General features: G+C 69.5%; 22 protein-coding genes. 4 read left to right on the forward strand and 18 right to left on the reverse strand.

Translation table 11 applies throughout. The features are described 5' to 3' along the window. Window positions 1–106 precede the first annotated feature (106 nt). A complete protein-coding gene (locus ACZ6MA_RS33270; protein WP_469438575.1) occupies window positions 107–763 on the forward strand; it encodes a GOLPH3/VPS74 family protein in 657 nt (218 codons plus the stop codon). 71 nt (window positions 764–834) lie between these two features. Here the strand turns inward: ACZ6MA_RS33270 and ACZ6MA_RS33275 are convergent, their stop codons facing one another. The 5 genes from ACZ6MA_RS33275 to ACZ6MA_RS33295 all read right to left on the reverse strand — a co-directional run bounded on the left by ACZ6MA_RS33275 (window position 835) and on the right by ACZ6MA_RS33295 (window position 5,792). Then, window positions 835–1,461 (reverse strand): TetR/AcrR family transcriptional regulator, encoded by a 627-nt coding sequence (locus ACZ6MA_RS33275; protein ID WP_469438641.1) that lies wholly within the window; start codon window positions 1,459–1,461, stop codon window positions 835–837. Between the two features lie 279 nt (window positions 1,462–1,740). Beyond that, window positions 1,741–3,069 carry a dicarboxylate/amino acid:cation symporter gene (locus ACZ6MA_RS33280; protein WP_469438577.1) on the reverse strand — a complete coding sequence of 443 codons (1,329 nt, stop codon included), beginning with the start codon at window positions 3,067–3,069 and terminating at the stop codon, window positions 1,741–1,743. A gap of 377 nt (window positions 3,070–3,446) precedes the next feature. After that, a complete protein-coding gene (locus tag ACZ6MA_RS33285; RefSeq protein WP_469438578.1) occupies window positions 3,447–3,737 on the reverse strand; it encodes a DUF4229 domain-containing protein in 291 nt (96 codons plus the stop codon). Between the two features lie 217 nt (window positions 3,738–3,954). Continuing rightward, the gene (mqnE, locus tag ACZ6MA_RS33290) at window positions 3,955–5,118 is read right to left on the reverse strand and encodes an aminofutalosine synthase MqnE (protein WP_130878883.1); all 1,164 of its coding nucleotides are present in this window, start codon (window positions 5,116–5,118) and stop codon (window positions 3,955–3,957) included. A 218-nt stretch (window positions 5,119–5,336) separates the two neighbouring features. Next, window positions 5,337–5,792, reverse strand: coding sequence for an Lrp/AsnC family transcriptional regulator (locus ACZ6MA_RS33295; protein ID WP_366687968.1), 456 nt, complete (start codon window positions 5,790–5,792; stop codon window positions 5,337–5,339). A gap of 124 nt (window positions 5,793–5,916) precedes the next feature. Here ACZ6MA_RS33295 and ACZ6MA_RS33300 point away from each other — a divergent pair, with 124 nt between their 5' ends. Then, the gene (locus ACZ6MA_RS33300; protein WP_469438647.1) at window positions 5,917–6,045 is read left to right on the forward strand and encodes a hypothetical protein; all 129 of its coding nucleotides are present in this window, start codon (window positions 5,917–5,919) and stop codon (window positions 6,043–6,045) included. A 21-nt stretch (window positions 6,046–6,066) separates the two neighbouring features. Here ACZ6MA_RS33300 and ACZ6MA_RS33305 read toward each other — a convergent pair whose 3' ends face one another. From ACZ6MA_RS33305 to ACZ6MA_RS33315, 3 genes are all read right to left on the reverse strand, one after another. Then, complete coding sequence (locus tag ACZ6MA_RS33305) at window positions 6,067–6,753, reverse strand: UbiX family flavin prenyltransferase (RefSeq protein ID WP_469438580.1); 687 nt, start codon at window positions 6,751–6,753, stop codon at window positions 6,067–6,069. Between the two features lie 98 nt (window positions 6,754–6,851). Next, complete coding sequence (gene mqnP / locus ACZ6MA_RS33310) at window positions 6,852–7,775, reverse strand: menaquinone biosynthesis prenyltransferase MqnP (protein ID WP_469438582.1); 924 nt, start codon at window positions 7,773–7,775, stop codon at window positions 6,852–6,854. Continuing rightward, a complete protein-coding gene (locus tag ACZ6MA_RS33315) occupies window positions 7,772–9,223 on the reverse strand; it encodes a menaquinone biosynthesis decarboxylase (RefSeq protein WP_469438584.1) in 1,452 nt (483 codons plus the stop codon). Before ACZ6MA_RS33315 ends, mqnP begins: the two co-directional genes overlap by 4 nt. A gap of 87 nt (window positions 9,224–9,310) precedes the next feature. Between ACZ6MA_RS33315 and ACZ6MA_RS33320 the strand changes: the two genes are divergently transcribed. Next, window positions 9,311–9,646 carry a PLD nuclease N-terminal domain-containing protein gene (locus ACZ6MA_RS33320; RefSeq protein ID WP_469438586.1) on the forward strand — a complete coding sequence of 112 codons (336 nt, stop codon included), beginning with the start codon at window positions 9,311–9,313 and terminating at the stop codon, window positions 9,644–9,646. A gap of 18 nt (window positions 9,647–9,664) precedes the next feature. On the opposite strand, the gene ACZ6MA_RS33325 is transcribed toward ACZ6MA_RS33320, so the two are convergent. The 8 genes from ACZ6MA_RS33325 to hemL form a co-directional block, all read right to left on the reverse strand. Further along, window positions 9,665–10,246, reverse strand: coding sequence for a Uma2 family endonuclease (locus tag ACZ6MA_RS33325; protein ID WP_469438588.1), 582 nt, complete (start codon window positions 10,244–10,246; stop codon window positions 9,665–9,667). 118 nt (window positions 10,247–10,364) lie between these two features. Next, window positions 10,365–11,522 carry a c-type cytochrome biogenesis protein CcsB gene (gene ccsB / locus ACZ6MA_RS33330; protein ID WP_469438590.1) on the reverse strand — a complete coding sequence of 386 codons (1,158 nt, stop codon included), beginning with the start codon at window positions 11,520–11,522 and terminating at the stop codon, window positions 10,365–10,367. Continuing rightward, window positions 11,519–13,261 (reverse strand): cytochrome c biogenesis protein ResB, encoded by a 1,743-nt coding sequence (gene resB / locus ACZ6MA_RS33335; protein ID WP_469438591.1) that lies wholly within the window; start codon window positions 13,259–13,261, stop codon window positions 11,519–11,521. The genes ccsB and resB overlap by 4 nt, the downstream gene beginning before the upstream one ends. A 4-nt stretch (window positions 13,262–13,265) precedes the next feature. Then, window positions 13,266–14,039, reverse strand: coding sequence for a cytochrome c biogenesis CcdA family protein (locus tag ACZ6MA_RS33340; protein ID WP_469438593.1), 774 nt, complete (start codon window positions 14,037–14,039; stop codon window positions 13,266–13,268). A gap of 4 nt (window positions 14,040–14,043) precedes the next feature. Beyond that, window positions 14,044–14,667 (reverse strand): TlpA family protein disulfide reductase, encoded by a 624-nt coding sequence (locus ACZ6MA_RS33345; RefSeq protein ID WP_469438595.1) that lies wholly within the window; start codon window positions 14,665–14,667, stop codon window positions 14,044–14,046. Between the two features lie 87 nt (window positions 14,668–14,754). Next, window positions 14,755–15,960 carry a polysaccharide deacetylase family protein gene (locus ACZ6MA_RS33350; protein ID WP_469438596.1) on the reverse strand — a complete coding sequence of 402 codons (1,206 nt, stop codon included), beginning with the start codon at window positions 15,958–15,960 and terminating at the stop codon, window positions 14,755–14,757. A 189-nt stretch (window positions 15,961–16,149) separates the two neighbouring features. Further along, complete coding sequence (locus ACZ6MA_RS33355) at window positions 16,150–16,872, reverse strand: histidine phosphatase family protein (RefSeq protein WP_469438598.1); 723 nt, start codon at window positions 16,870–16,872, stop codon at window positions 16,150–16,152. Further along, window positions 16,869–18,185, reverse strand: a complete 1,317-nt coding sequence (gene hemL, locus ACZ6MA_RS33360) for a glutamate-1-semialdehyde 2,1-aminomutase (RefSeq protein ID WP_469438600.1) — start codon at window positions 18,183–18,185, stop codon at window positions 16,869–16,871. The genes ACZ6MA_RS33355 and hemL overlap by 4 nt, the downstream gene beginning before the upstream one ends. A 127-nt stretch (window positions 18,186–18,312) precedes the next feature. Here hemL and ACZ6MA_RS33365 point away from each other — a divergent pair, with 127 nt between their 5' ends. Then, the gene (locus tag ACZ6MA_RS33365) at window positions 18,313–18,870 is read left to right on the forward strand and encodes a hypothetical protein (protein ID WP_469438643.1); all 558 of its coding nucleotides are present in this window, start codon (window positions 18,313–18,315) and stop codon (window positions 18,868–18,870) included. 22 nt (window positions 18,871–18,892) lie between these two features. On the opposite strand, the gene ACZ6MA_RS33370 is transcribed toward ACZ6MA_RS33365, so the two are convergent. Together ACZ6MA_RS33370 and ACZ6MA_RS33375 are read right to left on the reverse strand one after the other, a co-directional pair. Further along, window positions 18,893–19,621, reverse strand: coding sequence for an ANTAR domain-containing protein (locus ACZ6MA_RS33370; RefSeq protein ID WP_469438602.1), 729 nt, complete (start codon window positions 19,619–19,621; stop codon window positions 18,893–18,895). Window positions 19,622–19,626: 5 nt separating this feature from the next. Beyond that, window positions 19,627–20,295 carry an ANTAR domain-containing protein gene (locus ACZ6MA_RS33375; RefSeq protein ID WP_469438604.1) on the reverse strand — a complete coding sequence of 223 codons (669 nt, stop codon included), beginning with the start codon at window positions 20,293–20,295 and terminating at the stop codon, window positions 19,627–19,629. Window positions 20,296–20,367 lie beyond the last annotated feature (72 nt).

Consider the following 20,367-nt stretch of genomic DNA (forward strand, 5'->3'; position numbering starts at 1 on the left):
GACACCCAAATGACCGACCAACTCGAAGCCGCCACCGAACAAAAAGGCAAAGGCGACCTCACCACCCTCCTCACCGGCAACGACACCTGGACGGTGGAGGACTGACATGGGTGAACGCTCTTTCCCCGAGGTGCTGTTGCTGCTCGCGACCGCGGCGACCGGAGGGCAGCCCGGGCTCTGGCGGGTCGAGCTGGGGCGGGGGCTCGCGGGAGCGATCCTCGTCGAGCTGGCCCTCAGTGGCCGGATCGCGTTCCTCCCGGGCCCGGACGGCGAGGTCGCGGTGCGCGACACGGACCGGGTCGGTGATCCCGTCGCCGACGCGTGCCTGGGGCACATCCTGTTCGAGGACCGGGCCCACTCGCCTCGCGTATGGGTCGAGCGGCTGGCGGACCGGGCCCTGGACGGGACCCTGGCGCGGCTGCTGGACCGGGGCGATCTGGTCTGCGTCACCACCCGGGTGCTCGGCATCCCCAGTGGCCGGCGCTGTTCCGGGGAACCACGGCGGGTCGCCGAGGCGGCGGCCCGGATGCGGGCGGTGGTCGATCACGGCGCCCGGCCCGATCCCCGCACGGCGGCGCTGATCGGCATTCTCTGCGCGATGGGCCTGGAGCACGCCGTCTTCCCCGGCCTTCCGCGCGTCACGGCCAGGGCCCGGCTGAACCGGCTGACGGCCGGCCCGGATCTCGCCGTCGTCTCCACGGCGGTCTCGGCGGTGACCGCGTCGCTCGGCGCGTCGGCGGCCGCACTCGCCTGCGCCGGCTGACGCCGGTGGGGGGTGGGGAGCGCGTCGCTCCCTCCACGGCGGGCGTCCGCCGTCGGCATCGACCCGGCGGGTCAGGCCCGGTGGGCGGTCCAGCACCGGCCGTTCATGAGGTTCCCCAGGCCCGCCCAGACGAGGTTCATCAGCGTCGCCGCCGTCTCCTTCTCCGAGGGGGCGGCATCACCACTGGTGTTGGCCCACGCGGCGAGCGACTCGGCCGCCCCCACGAGGGCGTGCGCCAGCCCGGCGATCTCCCGCTCGGCGGGCTCGGCGGCACAGGTGGCCTCCCGGGCCGTCGCGGTGATCAGCTGGGTGACCACGCCGACGATCTCCTGCCGCATGGCGCACACGGCCGAGGCGAACGGCTCCCCGTGCGTCCGGGCCTGGCAGTGCAGCACCGCCCAGGCGTCGGGGTGGGCGGCGGTGTGCGCGAAGAAGCCGAGCAGTCCGCTCCACAGCCGCCCGTCGGCGGACGCCTCCGGGTCGACGGCGGACCGCACCGCCGTCACCAGGGCCTCGGACTCGCGCCGTATGCAGGCGCTGAAGAGTTCTTCCTTCGAGTTCAGATACAGATAGACCAGCGGCTTCGACGCACCCGCCAGTTCGGCGATCTCGTCCATGGACGCCGCCGCGTAACCCCGGCGCGCGAAGATCTCCACCGCCGCGTCGAGCATCTGCCGCTCACGCACCTCGCGCGGCATCCGCTTGACCTTGGCCTTGGCCCTGACCTTCAGGTCCGGCCCGGCCTGAGCAGCGTCGGTCTGTGCGGTCTGTGCTGTTTTCACGACAAACATCCCTCCGCCCCCGTCACATTACCGGCTGGTAATTTTACGGGGAGGAGGGATGCCGTCGAGGTACGGATCAAGCCGTACCGATCACGCCATGCTTGCGCGGCGGTGTCCTCAGCGCCGGACGGGCTGCATTTGCAGCCCGTCCGGCGCTTGAGGACAGGTCCGTAGCCGGAGACCCGCCGGCCAGGCCTAGGCCGCGCTGGCCACCGGGTGCGGCTCCGGGGACGGGGCGTCGTCGAGGCGGGAGCCGTCGGCCGAGTCGTACGCCGCGCGGTCGAGGATCTTCTCCCGCGAGGCGACGAGGATCGGGACCACCGACTGGCCCGCGACGTTCGTCGCGGTGCGCATCATGTCGACGATCGGGTCGATGGCGAGCAGCAGACCGACACCGGCCATCGGCAGGCCCAGCGTCGACAGCGTGAGGGTCAGCATCACCGTCGCGCCGGTCAGACCGGCCGTGGCGGCCGAGCCGATGACGGAGACGAAGGCGATCAGGACGTAGTCGCGGAACTCCAGCGGCACGTCGAAGACCTGCGCGACGAAGATCGCGGCGATCGCCGGGTAGATCGAGGCGCAGCCGTCCATCTTGGTCGTCGAGCCGAACGGCACGGCGAAGGACGCGTACTCCTTCGGCACTCCCAGGCGCTCGGTGACCTTCTGCGTCAGCGGCATCGTGCCGACGGAGGAGCGGGAGACGAAGGCCAGCTGGATGGCCGGCCAGGCGCCCTTGAAGAACCGCAGCGGGTTGACCTTGCCGACGGTGGCGAGCAGCAGCGGGTACACGCCGAAGAGCACGATGGCGCAGCCGACGTAGATGTCGGCGGTGAACGTCGCGTACTTGCCGATCAGATTCCAGCCGTAGGTGGCGATGGCCGTGCCGACCAGGCCGAGGCTGCCCAGCGGGGCGAGCCGGATAACCCACCACAGGACCTTCTGGAGCAGGTCCAGCGCGGACTGGCTGAGGTCGAGGACCGGCTTGGCCTTGTCGCCGAGCTGGAGGATGGCGATGCCCGCGGCGGCGGCCATGAAGACGATCTGCAGGACGTTCAGCTCGGTGAACGGCGTGATCACGTCGGTGGGGATGATGCCGGTCAGGAAGTCCAGCCACGAGCCGTGCTTCTTGGGCTCGGCGCCGTCGGCCGGGGTGAGGCCGGTGCCGGAGCCGGGGTCGGTGAGCAGGCCGATCGTGAGGCCGATGACGACCGCGATCAGCGAGGTGACCATGAACCAGAGCAGGGTGCGGGTGGCCAGCCGGGCGGCGTTGGAGACGTTCCGCAGGTTGGTGATCGACACCAGGATGGCGAAGAAGACCAGCGGGGCGATCACGACCATCAGCAGCTGGACGAAGATGTCACCGATCTTGCCGAGGGTGACCTCCAGCCAGTGGATGTCACCGGCCTCGGCGGCCCAGCCGAGCAGGGCGCCGAGGACGAGGCCGAGCAGGATCTGGGCCCAGAAGGGGACCTTGGGTATGCGCCGGCGGGTGGCCGTGGCGGCGGGCGCGGGTGTCGAAGGCAACGGGAACTCCGGGGACGGAAGTAAGAAAAAGGGCGTTCAGGCGCCGGGAGGTCCGTGACTTACGGGATCTCCGGCCGCGGCGGGACGTACGTCAGCGGCGGCAACAGGCCGCGGACACGCAGCGGCAAAGATCGACGTGCAGGCGCGCCACGAGCACGGGGCCCATGGCTGATCGGTGCGCTGCTGCTGTCTTCATGTCGAATACGTTAACACCCGGCCTTTGGGCAACTCAAAGCTCTCCTTTGAGTTGAAGCCCACGCGCGCGGCCGGAATACGCCGAACGCCCCCTTACGGAGCGGTGACTCCATGCGGGGGCGCGGATGCGTGGTGAGCAGGATTACACCCGATGGTCCGGGTTGCACCGTGCTTGGGGGTATTTAGGCGACCCCGTCCTCCTGGCCGGCGTTGGCGCTCAGCTTCTGCTTGGCGCGGTCCACCCGCTCGACGATCTGCTCGGACATGGCGTCGCGCTGCTTGCGCAGCAGCACCCAGCTGAGCGGGGCGGAGATGACGAGCGCGAGCAGGACCATCCAGACGAGGTTCGAGCCGCGCACGACGATCGGGACGGCGCCCACGTAGCAGAGCCCGTAGACGACGGCGAAGCAGGCGATGAGCAGACCCACACGCAGAGCGGTGTAGCGGAGCGAGGCGAACTTCTGGCTACTCACGGACGGGACCTTCTTCTCAACGGCAACCGAAAGGGTCACCGTCCAGTCAAGCACGGACCGATGTGGATCAGACCGGGGGGAGCCACATCGTGATGTCGTCACGCGGTGACCGCCCGGAGCGCGGCGGGCATCCGGCCGGCCCCCGGACGCGGCGAGAGGGGCCCCGGTGGACGTGTCCACCGGGGCCCCTCTCACGGAACGGGATGACGCGGGAGGATCAGATCCGCATCGGCTGCGGCGACTCGCGGCGCGCGGCGTCCGGGCCGGGGTACTCGCGGATGATCTCGTAGCGGGTGTTGCGCTCCACCGGGCGGAAGCCGGCGTCGCGGATGAGGTCCAGCAGGTCCTCACGGCCGAGCTTGTTCGGCGTGCCGTAGTTGTCCGCGTCGTGCGTGATCTTGTACTCGACGACGGAGCCGTCCATGTCGTCCGCGCCGTGCTGCAGCGCGAGCTGCGCGGTCTGCACGCCGTGCATGACCCAGAAGACCTTGACGTGCGGGACGTTGTCGAAGAGCAGCCGGGAGACGGCGAAGGTCTTCAGCGCCTCGGCACCGGTCGCCATGGTCGTCCGCGCCTGGAGCCGGTTGCGGACCTTGCCGTCCTTCATGTCCACGAAGTCGTGCTGGTAGCGCAGCGGGATGAAGACCTGGAAGCCCCCGGTCTCGTCCTGCAGCTCACGCAGCCGCAGCACGTGGTCCACGCGGTGGCGCGGCTCCTCGATGTGCCCGTAGAGCATGGTGGAGGGGGTCTTGAGCCCCTTCTCGTGCACCAGGCGGTGGATCCGCGACCAGTCCTCCCAGTGGGTGTCGTGGTCGACGATGTGCTGGCGGACCTCCCAGTCGAAGATCTCCGCGCCGCCGCCGGTCAGCGACTCCAGACCGGCGTCGATCAGCTCGTCGAGGATCTCCGAGGCGGGCATGCCGGAGATCTTCTCGAAGTGCTGGATCTCGGTGGCGGTGAACGCCTTGAGGGAGACGTTCGGCAGCGCTTCCTTGAGGGCCTTGAGCGAGCGCGGGTAGTAGCGCCAGGGCAGCGTGGGGTGCAGACCGTTGACGATGTGCAGCTCGGTGAGGTTCTCGTTCTCCATCGCCTTGGCGAGGCGGACGGCCTCCTCGATGCGCATCGTGTACGCGTCCTTCTCGCCCGGCTTGCGCTGGAACGAGCAGTAGGCGCACGACGCGGTGCACACGTTCGTCATGTTCAGGTGCCGGTTGACGTTGAAGTGGACGACGTCACCGTTCTTGCGCGTGCGCACCTCGTGAGCCAGACCGCCCAGCCAGGCCAGGTCGTCGGACTCGTAGAGGGCGATGCCGTCCTCGCGGGTCAGCCGCTCCCCGGCGTGGACCTTCTCCTCCAGCTCGCGCTTGAGCCCCGCGTCCATGCGCCCGCCTCTCCAAACATCCGCTTTTGCAACCTTGTCGAGCGTACTCCTTGCGTTTTCGCCGTCGACTGCGGGCCGTCCGTGCAGGTGCCCCCGGACGGGGTGCTATCGACTGAGGTCAGCCACAACCAGCCCGTCCGGCGATTGAGGACACCTCCGCGCAGCGGAGGTGCACACGCCACGGCCCGCAGGGCCAAGCGAAGACCCGCCAAGGAGGCTCACGCCTCCTCAGGAAGCTCCCCGACCCGGTTCTCCCACTTGGTCGAGAGCACGATCGTCGTCCGGGTCCGGGCGACGCCCCGGGTGCCGGACAGCCGCCGGATGGTGCGCTCCAGTCCGTCCACGTCACCGATGCGCACCTTGAGCATGTACGAGTCGTCGCCGGCGATGAACCAGCAGTCCTCGATCTCCGCCAGGTCGCGCAGCCGGCGCGCCACGTCCTCGTGGTCGGCGGCGTCGGAGAGCTGGATGCCGATCAGCGCCGTGACCCCGAGGCCGAGCGACGCGGAGTCGACGGTCGCGCGGTAGCCGGTGATGACACCCGCCGCCTCCAGGCGGTTGATCCGGTCCGTGACGCTCGGCCCCGACAGGCCCACGAGCCTGCCCAGCTCCGCGTACGAGGCCCGGCCGTTCTCCCGCAGGGCCTGGATGAGCTGCCTGTCCACCGCGTCCATTGGCTGGCACCTTTCAAATAATCAGCGAAGTCGCCGGTTTACGTGTAGAATCTAAGGCATACAGGGGTGACGCCCTGTAAATCATTCAGCAGATCAACGTTGATCCTTCAGGAGTGAGTTTCCCGTGTACTCGATCGAGATGGCCTACGCCCGGATGCGCGAGCTGCAGGACCTGGCCAACCGCTCGCGTGCCCACCAGACCGCCGACAAGCGCCGCGACGAGGCCACGGCCCGCCGCACCAAGAAGCGCTAGGCCCCGCCCGGCGGGCACGGCCTAGCCCTCGCCCGGGGAGCGCGCCGCACCCAGCTCTCCCCGCCACCGGCGGTAGAGCCGGTGCGGCACCCCCGCCGCGTCCAGCACCCGCCCGGCGACGAAGTCCACGAGATCCTGGATGTGCGTCGCCCCCGCGTAGAACGCCGGAGAGGCGGGCAGCACCACGGCGCCCGCCTCGTCCAGCGCCACGAGCTGCTTGAGCGTCTGACCGCTCAGCGGCGTCTCCCGCACCGCGACCACCAGCCGGCGCCGCTCCTTGAGCGTCACGCTCGCGACCCGCTGCAGCAGGTCCTTCGAGAGCCCCAGTGCCACCCCGGCCACACAGGCCGTGCTCGCCGGGACGATCAGCATCCCCTTGACGGCGTAACTGCCGGAGGACGGCCCCGCCGCGAGATCCCCGGCGGGCCAGTAGCGCACACGGGCGAGGTCGACCTCGAAGGTGCCGGGCTTGCCGTCGGCGCCCAGCGCCAGCCAGTCCCGCAGATCCTCGCGCCAGTGCGCGTCCCGGAACGCGATCCCGGTCTCGTCCAGCAGCGTCAGTCTCGACGCGCGGCTGACCACCAGGTCCACGTCCTCGCCCGCGGCCAGCAGCCCGCGCAGCACGGACGCGGCATACGGCGTCCCGGACGCGCCGGACACCCCGACCACCCAGGGCCGGCGTTGCGTTGTGTGTTCGTACGGCTCCACGTCCCGAGCCTATCCGCAGCGCGGCGGAAGCCCCGGTTCACCTGCGGCGACCGGGCACCGGCCGCCCGGAACCACGGACGGCCGGGCGTCGAGGTTACTCAGACGGTCAAGCCGCGCACCAGCAGATCGAGCAACGCGCACACGAACAGGGCAATGCCGATGAACCCGTTGACGGTGAAGAACGCCCGGTTCAGCCGGGACAGGTCGTGCGGCTTCACGATCGAGTGCTCGTAGAGGAAGGCCACGACCACCACGGCCAGCCCGACCCAGAAGAACACCCCGGCGTTCGTGGCCAGCGCGTACCAGACCAGCAGGCCCGTCGTGACGACGTGGCACGCCCGCGCGCCGTACAGCGCCGCCGGCACACCGAAGCGGGCCGGGACGGACTTCACGCCCTCGGCCCGGTCCGCCAGCACGTCCTGGGAACCGAAGATCAGGTCGAAGCCGCCGATCCACACACCGACCGCGAGACCGAGGACGACCGCGTCCCAGGACCAGGTGCCGGTGATGGCGAGCCAGGCGCCGACCGGGCCGATGGCCTGGGCGAGACCGAGGATCGCGTGCGGGAAGTTCGTGAACCGCTTGCCGTAGGGGTAGACCACCATCGGGATCACGGCGAGCGGCGCGAGCGCCAGACAGAGCGGGTTGAGCAGTGCGGCGGCGCCCAGGAAGAACGCGACGGCGATCAGCGCGCCCGTCCACGCGGAGCGCACGGAGACGGCACCGGTGACCAGCTCGCGGCCGGCGGTGCGCGGGTTACGGGCGTCCAGCTCACGGTCGATGATCCGGTTGCAGGCCATCGCGAAGGTGCGCAGGCCCACCATGGCGACGGTGACCAGCAGCAGCCGCACCCAGTGGATGTTCTCGTCCCACTGGTACATCGCGGTGAGGGAGGCGATGTACGCGAAGGGCAGCGCGAAGACGGAGTGCTCGATGAGCACCAGCCGCAGGAACGCCGGCACACCTCCGCGTGGGCGGAGAGGCTCCGCGCTGCCGTCGCCAATGATGGCTTCGCTGCTCACAGTCCGTACTCCTTCCAGCGCTTCGTCACCCGATCGGCGACTTCCGGGTCCGACTCGACCATGTGCGGCCAGCCGCCGTCGCGGGTGTAGCCCTCCTCGGGCCACTTCGCGGTGGCGTCGATGCCCGCCTTGCCGCCCCAGAACTGCTGGTACGAGGCGTGGTCGAGATGGTCGACCGGGCCCTCGACGACCGTGAGGTCACGGGCGTAGTCGGTGTTGCCGAGGGCCCGCCAGGACACCTCGTGCAGGTCGTGCACATCGCAGTCCGCGTCGACCACGATGATCAGCTTGGTCAGCGACATCATGTGCGCGCCCCAGATGGCGTGCATGACCTTCTGGGCGTGCTTGGGGTACTTCTTGTCGATCGAGACGATCGCGCAGTTGTGGAAGCCGCCCGACTCCGGCAGGTGGTAGTCCACGATGTCCGGAATGATGATCTTCAGCAGCGGCAGGAAGAACCGCTCCGTCGCCCGGCCCAGCGGACCGTCCTCGGTCGGCGGCCGGCCCACCACGATCGACTGGAGCAGCGGACGCCGGCGCATCGTCACACAGTCGATGGTCAGCGCGGGGAACGGCTCCTGCGGCGTGTAGAAGCCGGTGTGGTCGCCGAAGGGGCCCTCGGGGAGCATCTCGCCCGGCTCCAGCCAGCCTTCGATGACGACCTCGGCGTTGGCCGGGACCTGGAGCGGGACGGTCTTGCAGTCGACCATCTCGATCCGCTTGCCCTGCACGAAGCCCGCGAAGAGGTACTCGTCGATGTCGCCGGGCAGCGGCGCGGTCGAGGCGTACGTCACGGCCGGCGGGGCCCCGAAGGCGATCGCGACGGGCAGCTTCTCGCCGCGCTTGGCCGCCACCTGGTAGTGGTTGCGGCTGTCCTTGTGGATCTGCCAGTGCATGCCGATGGTGCGCTTGTCGTGGCGCTGGAGGCGGTAGAGGCCGAGGTTGCGCACGCCCGTCTCGGGGTGCTTGGTGTGCGTGAGGCCGAGGTTGAAGAACGAGCCTCCGTCCTCGGGCCAGGTGAACAGCGCCGGGAGCTTCTCCAGGTCCACGTCGTCGCCGGTCAGCACGACTTCCTGGACCGGGGCGTCCTTGACCTTGCGCGGCGGCACGTGCGCCATCGCGCCCAGCTTGCCGAACGCCTCCCGCATCCCGACGAAGCCCTGCGGCAGCTCGGGCTTGAGCAGCCCGCCGATCTTGTCGCTGATCTCGTCGTAGGACGTCAGGCCGAGCGCCTTGAGCAGCCGGCGGTCGGTGCCGAAGACGTTCATCGCGAGCGGCATCGCGGCGCCCTTGACGTTCTCGAAGAGCAGCGCGGGACCCCCCGCCTTGTTCACCCTGTCGACGATCTCCCCGATTTCCAGGTACGGGTCGACTTCGGCCTTGATGCGCTTGAGGTCACCGTCGCGCTCCAGCGCCCGGAGGAACGAGCGGAGATCGTCATAAGCCATGCGTTCCAGTATCAAGCACGCACTACCCTGGAACGGTCACGGGGGCCGCCTGGCGGCCCGCACACCGCTCACCGGGGGCTCGCCACCATGCTCAGGTATCTGCCGTTCCTGCTGATCCTGGCATTGTGGATCTATGCCTTCATCGACTGTCTGAACACCCCGGAGAACGAGGTGCGCGGACTGCCGAAGGTCGCCTGGGTGTTCATCATCCTGCTCTTCGGCGAGGTGCTCGTCGGCCCCGTCGCCTGGCTCTTCGCCGGCCGCCCGCGCCGCACCCCGGCCGGCGGCGGCCGCGCCTACGGCCGCGCGCGCGGCGGCCGGCGATGGGTGGCCCCGGACGACAACCCGGAGTTCCTCAAGTCACTGAGGAAGGACGAGGACGGCAAGAACCCGGACAAGGACGGCGACGGCCCGAAGAGCTGACCCGCGCTGCCGCCTGTTTCAGTCGCGGGGCCAGTCGGAGGTGTCGATGACGATCTCGGGGTACGGGAGGGTGAACTCGGCCCCGAACGTGTAGGTCGTCTCGTCGGTGTACACACCCTCGCGCGGCGCGTGGAAGACGTGCGCCAAGCCGGTCTTCGGGTCGGCGATGAGGTACGTCGGCACCCCGGCCGTGGCATAGACCTTCAGCTTGGCGTCGTAGTCGTCGCGCCGGCTGCCGCGCGAGACGACCTCGGCCACGAACTCGACGTCCCGGTAGTCGTGCCTGCCGTCGTCGTCCTCTTGGGCATCGTCCTTCAGCAGAGCCACATCCGGGGCATAGCCGTTGAGGACTCCGGGGAAGTCGATGCGGACATCCCAGAGAATGTTGGCCTCACTCCCACAGGCGACCTCCAGCAGCCGATTCAGCCGCCGAATGATCGTGGAATGCACCTTGCGCTGCGGATTCAGGACGATCTCCCCCTCGATGACCTCCGCCCGGTAACCGGCCGGCATGTTCATGCGCTCGATGTCCAGGAACAACTCGTCCAGCTCGGACGAGTCCACTGTCAGGTCCGCCGTCGCGTCCGCTGCGGTACTCATGTGCGCCTCCATGGCTGTCCTCTCCGAGCTTACGAAGCCGCTTCACCCCACGCTCGCACAAAGGCCCGCACCCCTCGAACGAACGAGGGATACGGGCCTTTGTGCGAGCGGGCGTCGGTCAGACGCCGGCGTAGGAGTGCTTGCCGGTCACGAAGATGTTCACGCCGTAGTAGTTGAAGAGGTAGCAGCCGAACGCGGCCAGCGCGATGTACGCGGCCTTGCGGCCCTTCCAGCCGGCGGTGGCGCGGGCGTGCAGGTAGGAGGCGTAGGCGACCCAGGTGATGAAGGACCAGACCTCCTTGGGGTCCCAGCCCCAGTAGCGGCCCCACGCCGCCTCGGCCCAGATGGCGCCGGCGATGATCGTGAAGGTCCACAGCGGGAAGACCGTCGCGTTGACGCGGTACGCGAACTTGTCGAGCGTCGACGCCGACGGCAACCGCATCACGAACGAGTCGGTGGACTTGGCCAGGTGCGCCTTGAAGCGCAGGATCCGGCGGTTCGACGGCAGCTCGGCCAGCAGCCGGTCCAGCCCGGCGCCGCCGACCCAGCCGTTCTCCAGCCGCGACTCGTAGCCGTCCCGGAAGAGGTACATCAGGGTGGAGCAGGCGCCCACCCACAGGGCCGCGCCGGAGATGATCGCGCAGGAGACGTGGATCCACAGCCAGTAGGAGTGCAGCGCGGGCACCAGCTGGTCGCTGTCGGTGTAGAGCACCGACAGGGCGAGGCCCAGGTCGAGCAGGATGGTGGTGACCAGGGGCAGACCGAGCCAGCGCACGTTCTTCTTCGCGACGAGCAGCCCGAGGTAGACCGCGACGACGGTCATGCCGAAGGTCGTCGAGAACTCGTACATGTTGCCCCAGGGGGCACGTTCCACCGACAGCGCGCGGGTGAGGACCGAGGAGGCGTGCAGCAGGAACGCGAGGACGGTCAGGGAGATGGCGATCCGCCCGTAGACGTCGCCCTTCTCGCTGGTGCCCGCCGCGCCCGGGCCGTCGGGGACGTCCCGGGTGCCCGCGCCGGAGCGGGTGACGACCTTGGGGCGCTCCAGCACGGCCGTGCCGCCGCCCTGCCGCTCGGCCGCGGCGGCCGGGCCGGCCGCGGCGGCACCGGGCGCGGTGAGCGCGGCGGCCGTACGGCCGACCGCGCTACGGCTGCCGAGCACCCATTCGGCGATGTGCGCGAGGAAGGCCAGGGTGTAGACGGCCATGGCCGAGTAGATCAGCACATTGCTGATCTCGGCCAGGTTCTCGTTGGCTGCGGCAGCGATCGATGTCACGCGCGCGCTCCTTCGGAGGAATCGGCGGAATCTGCGGGGTCGGGCTCGGGGAGGGGCGGCGCTTCGGGCCGGAGGGCGACGGCGAGGCCGGCGAGCTCCTCGGGGAGCTTCGCGGACTCGCTGCGGCCCAGACCGGCCAGTTCGACGACGGTGTGGCCGTCACCGTCCCGGACGGCCCGCACCCACACCCGGCGACGCTGGATGAACAGCGAACCGGCCAAGCCGATCAGGGCGGCGACCGCCCCGACGAGAGCGGTGGTGTTGCCGGGCTTCTGCGAGATCTGGAAGGTGGCCCACGGCTTGATGCCGTCGAAGTGCAGCGTCCCCGCGCCGTCGGGCAGCGTCATGGTGTCGCCGACCTTGAGGACCTTCGCGAACGGGCTGCCGTCCTTGTTCTTGAACTGCTTCATCTTCGACACGTCGAGCTGGTAGACGCTCTGCGGCAGGCCCGAGTCGATGCCGAGGCTGCCGCGGTAGGCGGTCAGCACCAGGCGCGGATTGTCCAGGGCGGGGAACTGCGACAGCATCGTGCCGGTCCGCAGGTCCAGCGTCGGCACGAAGTTGCCCTTGAAGCCGATCTGGTCCTTCTTGCCGTCCTTGTCCCGGTAGTCGCCGACCTTGAGCACCGTCGACTCGGTGACGTTGCCGTCCAGCGGCAGCGAGGGCACCGCGCCCTGGTGGGAGATCTCCCCCTTGCCGTCCCGGACGGTGACGACGGGCGCGTAGCCGTGCCCGATGAGGTAGACCTTCGAGCCGGCCGTCTCCAGCGGCTCGTTGACCTTGATGGTCTTCTTGCGGGGGGCGCCGTCCATGCCCTCCCGGTAGGTGACGTGGGCCTCGTACGTCCGCGGGGTGCCGCGCTGCGGCCCGGAGCGCTCGTACGTGCCCTCGAAGCCGTCCAGCCTGAAGCTGAAGGCGTCGAGGTCGTCGACCTTGAAGAGGGAGCCGGACTTGAAGTCGTCGTACTGGGTGATGGTGTTGGCGAAGCCGTCGCCCTCGACGATCAGCTTCTGTCCCTCGGACTTCCACAGCTGCCCGGAGGCGAAGGCCACCAGCATCACGATCAGCGCGATGTGGAAGAGCAGGTTGCCGACCTCGCGGAGGTAGCCCTTCTCCGATCCCACCGCGTCACCGGAGACCCGGGTACGGAACCGGCGCCGCTTCAGCAGCTTCTCCGCCGCCGCCAGCACCTGCTCCGGCTCGGCCTCGGTGCGCCAGGTGGTGTACGCGGGCAGCCTCGTCAGCCGGCGCGGGGCGGCCGGCGGCCGGCCGCGGAGCTGGCCGACGAACTGCCAGGTGCGCGGCACGATGCAGCCGATGAGCGAGGTGAACAGCAGGATGTAGATCGCCGAGAACCACACCGAGCTGTAGACGTCGAAGAGCCCGAGCTTGTCGTAGAGGGGCGCGAGGGTCTCGTGGGCCTTCCGCCAGTTCTCCGCCTTCACCGCGTCGACGCTCGTCTGCGGGATGAGCGAGCCGGGGATCGTGCCGAGCGAGAGCATGAACAGCAGGATCAGCGCGACCCGCATGGAGGTCAGCTGCCGCCAGAACCAGCGTGCCCAGCCGGTGGCCTCCCGCCACGCCCAGGCCAGCGCGCCGAGCACGCCGGGCGCGCGGACGCCGCCGAACGAGCCGGGTACCGACTGTCCGCCCTCCTCGGCCGGGGCCGTGGACAGCTGTGAACCGGCGTCACCGATGTCCTTGTCCTCGGTGACGGGCGTTGTCTGCGTCTTGGCCATCTGATCAGACCTCGGGAACGTAGGAACTGGACCACGTCTGGAGATCGGCGACCAAGCGGTCCCACATACCCGTGACGAGGAGGACACCGACCACGACCAGCATGAGGCCGCCGATCCGCATGACCCAGGCATAGTGCCGCTTGACCCAGCCGAACGCGCCGAGCGCGCGCCGGAAGGCCACCGCGGCGAAGATGAACGGAAGCCCGAGGCCCAGGCAGTAGGCGACTGTCAGCAGGGCACCGCGCCCGGCGCTCGCCTGTTCGTTGGACAGGGCCATGACGGAGCCGAGCGTCGGGCCGATGCACGGCGTCCAGCCGACACCGAAGAGGACACCGAGCAGCGGCGCCCCGGCGAGCCCCACGGCGGGCCTGGTGTGGAAGCGGAACTCACGCTGCCCGAAGAGGTTCAGCACGCCCATGAACGCGAGGCCCAGGACGATCGTGAAGGCCCCGAGCACCGTGGAGATCGTCTCCTTGTACTCCAGCAGGGTCCGGCCGAAGAAGCCGAAGAAGGCGCCCATGGAGACGAAGACGGCGCTGAAGCCGAGGACGAAGAGCGAGGCCCCGGCGGCCATCCGGCCGCGCTTGGCCTCGGCCATGTCGGCGCCGCTGACCCCCGTCACATACGACAGATAGCCGGGCACGAGCGGCAGCACGCACGGGGAGAAGAAGGACAGCAGGCCACCGAGCACGGCGACGGGCAGCGCCAGCAGCAGCGCCCCGGTCAGCACGGTCTGGTTCATGTCGCCGACGGCGGCGAGGGTGGTGACGGCGGTCACGGGGTCACTTCTCCGCGACCAGCGGATCGAGCGTCTTGCGCAGCTCGTCCTCGGTCAGCGCCTTGAGCGCACGCGCCGCGATCTTGCCCTGGCGGTCGATGAAGAGGGTGGAGGGAATGGCCTGCGGGTTGAGGCTGCCCTTGGGGAAGCGCAGCAGGAGCTTGCCGGAGGAGTCGTACAGGCTCGGGTACGGGACCTCGAACTCCTTCTCGAAGCGGCGGGCCGGGGCGGGATTGGGGTCGCGGGTGTTGAGACCCACGAACTGCACGCCCTTGTCCTTGTAGTCGTTGGCGACGTTGACGAGGTTCTTGGCCTCGGCCCGGCAGGGCGAGCACCAGGAGCCCCAGACGTTAAGGACGACGATCTTGCCCTTGTAGTCCTCGGCGACGTCGAGCGGCTTGCCGTCGAGGGTCTCGCCGTCGAGGCCGGGCGCGCTCTGCCGGCCGTCCTTGTCCTTGACCATGCTCACCCCGCCCGTGCCCTGCACGAACTGGGTGCCGCCGCCGCTCTTGGGCTTGTCGCCGGTGCCGCACGCGGTCAGGGACAGCGCCGCGAGCGCGGCGAACATGACCGGCAGGGTGGTACGCCGGCGTGGGACAGGGCGTCGAGGGGCGCGGCAGGCACTCATGTGAAAAGTTTCGCATGGTCCATTCGGGGATCTTCCGCACCCCCCTCCGGGGCCCCTCGTACGGGTTCCCGGGCCCCTCGTACGGTCCTATGACGAGGACGCCTCCCACTTCTCCCCGACCCCCAGCTTGCGCAGCTCGGCGAGGATCTTCGGGTCCTGGGCGTCCAGCCAGTCCACGAACTGCCGGAAGGACACCAGCCGGACGTCCTTGTGCCGGTCGTCGGCGATGTGCTTGATCGCCTCCTCGACGGCGTCCATGTAGATGCCGCCGTTCCACTGCTCGAAGTGGTTGCCGACGAAGAACGGCGCCCGGTTCGTCTCGTAGGCGCGCTGGAATCCCTGGATGTAGGACTCCGTCGCCTGCTTGCGCCAGTGGGCGTAATTCGAGCGGCGCCCGCGCGTGGTGTTCTTCGATTGATTGGCGAGGATGTTGTAGTCCATGGAGAGGACCTCGAACGAATGCCCGGGAAAGGGCATCTGCTGCAACGGCAGATCCCATACCCCCTGCCTTTTCTTCGGCCACATCTGCAGCCCGCCCGGTGAACTCGCGTCGTAACGCCAGCCCAGCTTCCGGGCGACCGGCAGCAGATTGTCCTGGCCGAGCAGGCACGGGGTGCGACCGCCGACGAGTTCCTTGCGGTAGTCGAACGGCAGCGGCTCCACATCGGTGAATCCGCTGTTCGTGCGCCATTCGGTGACGAAGGAGACGGCCTGCTCGATCTCGGACCGCCAGTCCGCGGGCGTCCAGTGCCCCACCGAGCCGGAGCCCGAGCAGAAGTGACCGTTGAAGTGGGTGCCGATCTCGTGGCCCTCGAACCACGCCTCGCGCAGATGGTGCAGCGTCGCCTTGATGTGGTCGTCGGTGAGATAGCCGATGTCCGATGCGCCGACCGGGTTGTTGGGGGGCTCGTAGAGGCGTTTCTTCGACTCCGGCAGGAGATAGATGCCGGAGAGGAAGAAGGTCATCCGCGCACCGTGGTCCCGGGCGATCTTCCGGAAGCGGGGGAACAGTCCGTTGCCGACCTCGCCGGCCCCGTCCCAGGAGAAGATCACGAACTGCGGAGGCCGCTGCCCCCGCTCCAGCGGTTCGGGGGCCGGCGGCTGGTTCGGCTGCTCGCCGGCGTCGGCGGTCGAACCGTCACCGATGGGTTTGGCCTTGGCCCGTTCGCTCGCCTTCGCCGCGGGGTCCTGTGCCTGGCCGGAGCCGGAGGGCGAGGAGCAACTCGCCGCGCCCAGCGCGGCCGCCGCTCCCACCCCCATTCCGAGGAGACCTCGTCGGCTGATGTCGCGCATGTCGTCTCCGTCCGTACTCGCCGTGCTTCACCCACCTGTCGTCCATATAAAACGACATTGGGTGAGAGAGCGCGTCGAGTACGGCGGTTGCGCGAATTCGCCAGCCTTTACGTCCCTTTACTTGGCTTTGCCGCGCTTTGAGATCGTCAAAGGCCGGTTGACCAGGCGACGATCAGGCGGCGTCAGGGTTCAGGCGCCGAACGCCTTTGCCCCACCCTTGACCGGTTTGGCGCCCGCCAGCAGATGGGCCGGCACCAAATCCCGGGCCGGCTCGCTGTAACCCACCGAAACGATTTTGTCCCCCCTATAGGTGAACGTCGTCAGGCTCGCCAGCGTGCACTGCCGCTTCCGCGGGTCGTGCCACAGCCGCCGCCGCTCCACGAAGCTCCGCAGGATCCAGATCGGCAGCTGATGGCTCACGCACACGGCCTCGTGACCGCGCGCCGCGTCCCGCGCGGCGTCCAGCGCGCCCATCATCCGCACGACCTGCTCGATGTACGGCTCGCCCCAGGACGGCTGGAAGGGGTTGGTCAGATGCCGCCAATTGGCGGGCTTGCGCAGCGCGCCGTCCCCCACGCCGAAGGTCTTGCCCTCGAAGACGTTCGCCGCCTCGATGAGCCGCTCGTCCGTCGCCAGGTCCAGGCCGTGCGCCTTGGCGACGGGCAGCGCCGTCTCCTGCGCCCGCTCCAGCGGCGAGGCGACGACATGCGTCACATCCCGCTCGGCCAGATGCCCGGCCACCCGGTCGGCCATCCGCCGGCCGAGTTCCGACAGGTGATAGCCCGGCCGGCGCCCGTAGAGCACCCCGTCCGGGTTGTGGACCTCGCCGTGCCGCATCACGTGGACGACGGTGATGTCGTCGTCGCTCTTCGCCGGGCCACTCGTCATGTCGCTGGTCATGCCACCCATCATTCCGTCGCCTCGGCTGCCGCCCGCGCCGCGGCCGGCAGCGCCGCCGCGACCTTCTCGATCGCCGCACCGTCGAGGGCCGTCGAGACGAACCACGACTCGAACGCCGACGGCGGCAGGTACACCCCCTGCGACAGCAGCGAGTGGAAGAAGGCCGTGAAGCGGAAGGACTCCTGCGCCTTCGCCCCGTCGTAGTCGCGGACCTCGCGGTCCGTGAAGAACACCGAGAACATGTTCCCGGCGACCTGGAGGCGGTGCGCGACCCCCTCCTTGGTCAGCGCGGCGCCCACCAGACCGCGGATCTCGGCCGAGACCGCGTCGACCTTCTCGTACGCCGCGTCGTCCAGCAGCCGCAGCTGCGCGAGGCCCGCCGCCGTCGCCACCGGGTTACCCGAGAGCGTGCCCGCCTGGTAGACCGGGCCCGCCGGGGCCAGGTGCGCCATCACATCGGCGCGGCCGCCGAACGCCGCCGCCGGGAAGCCGCCGCCCATGACCTTGCCGAAGGTCAGCAGGTCCGGCTTGACGCCGTCGATGCCGTACCAGCCGGCCCTGCTCGTCCGAAAGCCCGTCATGACCTCGTCGGAGATGAACAGCGCGCCGTTCTTCTCACAGGCCAGCTTGAGCCCCGCGTTGAAGCCCGGCCGCGGCGGCACGACGCCCATGTTGCCCGGCGACGCCTCGGTGATCACACACGCGATCTCACCCGGGTGCGCGTGGAACGCGGCGTGCACCGCCTCCAGGTCGTTGTACGGCAGCACGATGGTGTCCCCGGCCTGCGCGCCGGTCACCCCGGGCGTGTCCGGCAGCCCGAACGTCGCCAGCCCCGACCCGGCCGCGGCCAGCAGCGCGTCCACGTGGCCGTGGTAGCAGCCCGCGAACTTGATCACCTTGGCGCGGCCGGTGAAACCGCGCGCGAGCCGGATCGCCGACATCGTCGCCTCGGTGCCGGACGACACCAGCCGCACCTGCTCGACCGGCTCGACCCGGGACACGATCTCCTCGGCGAGCGCGACCTCGCCCTCACCGGGGGTGCCGAAGGAGGTGCCGCGGGCGACGGCGTCCTGCACAGCCGCGATCACCTCGGGGTGCGCGTGACCGAGGATCATCGGGCCCCACGAGCACACGAGGTCCACATACTCCCGGCCGTCCGCGTCCGTCAGGTACGGACCGGTACCGGACACCATGAACCGGGGCGTACCGCCCACGGCGCGGAACGCGCGGACCGGAGAATTCACGCCACCGGGCGTCACGACCGCCGCACGGTCGAACAGGACCTGCGAGACTGGGGCTTCATATGGGTAGCTCACGCTAGCCATGGTCTCAGAGCCTCACGGGCAGTCGCGTCCGGGCGTTTCGTCCGTCGTGCACGGGGGAGGTCTCTGAGACGATGATCGGGTTGCGCGGCGGGGGCTGTGCCACCTAAAAAGCAGTCGGGTGGAAGATATGCATCGCGGTGGCGGACTGGGTGAGGGCACCGATGACCTGGGCCCCGAGCGAGCGCAGAGGGCCCACAGGGGGCGCCACCGGCGCGAGGAAGAAAGCGCTGGGAGCAGGAGTGGCCGCGTGGGGGTGACCTACAAATACTTCGGGGCACCGAACGGGGCGACCGCTGCCCGCGTACCGATCTCGATGCGCCCGGAGGAGCTCGGCGGTGACGAGCTGGGCATGGGCGGCATGTTCACCAAGATCAAGCCGGAGACGGTGGCCGCGATGGTCCTCACGGGCATCGAGGGCATACCCCTGCACAAGGTCCCCCCGCTTGAGCTGGTCGTTCTCCACCCCGACTACGCGGTCGTCAAGCTCCCCATGACCGTGGTCGACCCGCTGCGCGGAATCGGCGAGGAATCGGTGGGCGCCGCCGCGTTCATCTGGTCCACGGTCCCCGACCGGGGCGGTCCGCGCGACGCCTTCACGGTCTACCGGTTGCTCCACGAGTGGCAGGACTTCTCCCACCGGCTGCACGAGGCCGGGCACCAGCCGTACTGCCTCGTCTGGCCCTGAGCCCCAGGCGGCGGGGCCGCGGTCAGCGCTGCGCGAGCACCGCCGTGTCCAAGGTGCCCTCGACCACCTGCCGGGCGAGCTCCGCCAGCCGCATCCGGCGGGGGCGGGCGTAGTCCCGCAGGGACTCGAACGCCTCATCCAGCCCGACCTGCCAGCGCTCGGCCAGCACGCCCTTGGCCTGTTCGATGACCACCCGGCTGTGCAGCGCCGACTGCAGCTGCGCCTTGTCGACATTGCTCTGCTCGATCGTGCGCTGCTGGAGGATGGCGATCGTGGCCACGTCCGCCAGTGCCTGAGCCAGCTGGGCATCCAGATCACTGATCGGCGTGGTCCGGGAGTGGAAGAGGTTCAGCGCGCCGATGATCTGGTGCCTCAGCCTCATGGGGATGGCGTGCGTAGTGCGGAAGCCGGCCTGGCGGGCATGCGCGGCGAAGGGCCCGAAAGCCGCTGTGACCTGCGGGGACTCCAGATCGACGTCCAATTGGGCCTCTCCGCTGTGGTAGCACTCCACACAGGGCCCCTGCTCGTGCTGGAGGGCGAACAGTTCCAGCAGCCGGGTGTGTTCGTCCGAGGCGGCGATGAACTGCAGTTCGCCATGGGGGTCGACGATCATCACGCCGGCGGCGTCGACGTCGAGCAGTTCGACACAGCGACTGGCGAGCCGGTGCAGGAAATCGATCAGATCGAAGTCGTCGATCAGTGAATCCACGGCCTCGACCAGGATCTCCAGCGTGCGTTGCTGGCTAGCCATGGCCATCATCCCCTTCTCTCAAAAGACGGGTCGGCCCCGTCATCAATGTCCCGAAAGCGCAGACGACGGGCAACCACGTCCTCCGCGGCCCGCAACAGCGGAAGTTCATGGCGGTAGGCGTGGGCGCGCAGCAGCACCAGGGCCTGGGCGACGGTCACCCCCGCCTGGACGCTGATCATGCCGCTGGCCTGGTGGACGGCGGCCCGGTGCAGGTGGGCGGTGGATTCGGCCGTGGCGAACAGCGCCGTGCGCTCCCCGCCGTCCAGCACCACCGCGGTCAGCGCCGCTGCGAGGATCAGGGCGTCGTCCATCGCGGCCGCCGACAGCGGGCCGACGGTGGACCGCTGTGCGGTCAGCACCCCCAGGCACACACCGCCGATGCGCAGCGGGAAGCAGAAAAGAGCATCCACCCCGAGCCCGTTCAGGGTCGGCAGCAGTACCGGCCACCGGTCCGGGCGGACCCGGGCCAGGTCCGGCTCGACGACCACCGAGCAGGAGCCGAGGGCGTCCACCCCAGGGCCTTCACCGAGGGTGTACTGCTCGTCCTCCAGGCGCTCGCTGGCACCCGGGGAGGCCCACACCAGCTCGCTCAACGTGCCGTCCGTGGCGAGGGAGACCGCCACCCCGTCGACGCCGAGAACGCGGGCGCACTCCAGGGGGTCCCCGCTGATCAAGCCTGGGCCCGACCTTGAGGACAGGTCGCGCAGCAAGCGGGCCATGCCCGCGCTGGTCGCCACCGCTGACAC

The sequence above is a fragment of the Streptomyces sp. NPDC042259 genome, from assembly GCF_055582085.1.

What these genes read in the sequence shown, in the direction of transcription:
- ACZ6MA_RS33270 (WP_469438575.1), top strand. Translation starts at nt 107, where the DNA reads ATGGGTGAACGCTCTTTCCCCGAGGTGCTGTTGCTGCTCGCGACCGCG.
- ACZ6MA_RS33275 (WP_469438641.1), bottom strand. Translation starts at nt 1,461, where the DNA reads ATGCCGCGCGAGGTGCGTGAGCGGCAGATGCTCGACGCGGCGGTGGAG.
- mqnE (WP_130878883.1), bottom strand. Translation starts at nt 5,118, where the DNA reads ATGGACGCGGGGCTCAAGCGCGAGCTGGAGGAGAAGGTCCACGCCGGG.
- ACZ6MA_RS33295 (WP_366687968.1), bottom strand. Translation starts at nt 5,792, where the DNA reads ATGGACGCGGTGGACAGGCAGCTCATCCAGGCCCTGCGGGAGAACGGC.
- ACZ6MA_RS33315 (WP_469438584.1), bottom strand. Translation starts at nt 9,223, where the DNA reads ATGGCTTATGACGATCTCCGCTCGTTCCTCCGGGCGCTGGAGCGCGAC.
- ACZ6MA_RS33320 (WP_469438586.1), top strand. Translation starts at nt 9,311, where the DNA reads ATGCTCAGGTATCTGCCGTTCCTGCTGATCCTGGCATTGTGGATCTAT.
- ACZ6MA_RS33325 (WP_469438588.1), bottom strand. Translation starts at nt 10,246, where the DNA reads ATGAGTACCGCAGCGGACGCGACGGCGGACCTGACAGTGGACTCGTCC.
- resB (WP_469438591.1), bottom strand. Translation starts at nt 13,261, where the DNA reads ATGGCCAAGACGCAGACAACGCCCGTCACCGAGGACAAGGACATCGGT.
- ACZ6MA_RS33345 (WP_469438595.1), bottom strand. Translation starts at nt 14,667, where the DNA reads ATGAGTGCCTGCCGCGCCCCTCGACGCCCTGTCCCACGCCGGCGTACC.
- ACZ6MA_RS33350 (WP_469438596.1), bottom strand. Translation starts at nt 15,960, where the DNA reads ATGCGCGACATCAGCCGACGAGGTCTCCTCGGAATGGGGGTGGGAGCG.
- ACZ6MA_RS33355 (WP_469438598.1), bottom strand. Translation starts at nt 16,872, where the DNA reads ATGATGGGTGGCATGACCAGCGACATGACGAGTGGCCCGGCGAAGAGC.
- hemL (WP_469438600.1), bottom strand. Translation starts at nt 18,185, where the DNA reads ATGGCTAGCGTGAGCTACCCATATGAAGCCCCAGTCTCGCAGGTCCTG.
- ACZ6MA_RS33365 (WP_469438643.1), top strand. Translation starts at nt 18,313, where the DNA reads ATGCATCGCGGTGGCGGACTGGGTGAGGGCACCGATGACCTGGGCCCC.
- ACZ6MA_RS33370 (WP_469438602.1), bottom strand. Translation starts at nt 19,621, where the DNA reads ATGGCTAGCCAGCAACGCACGCTGGAGATCCTGGTCGAGGCCGTGGAT.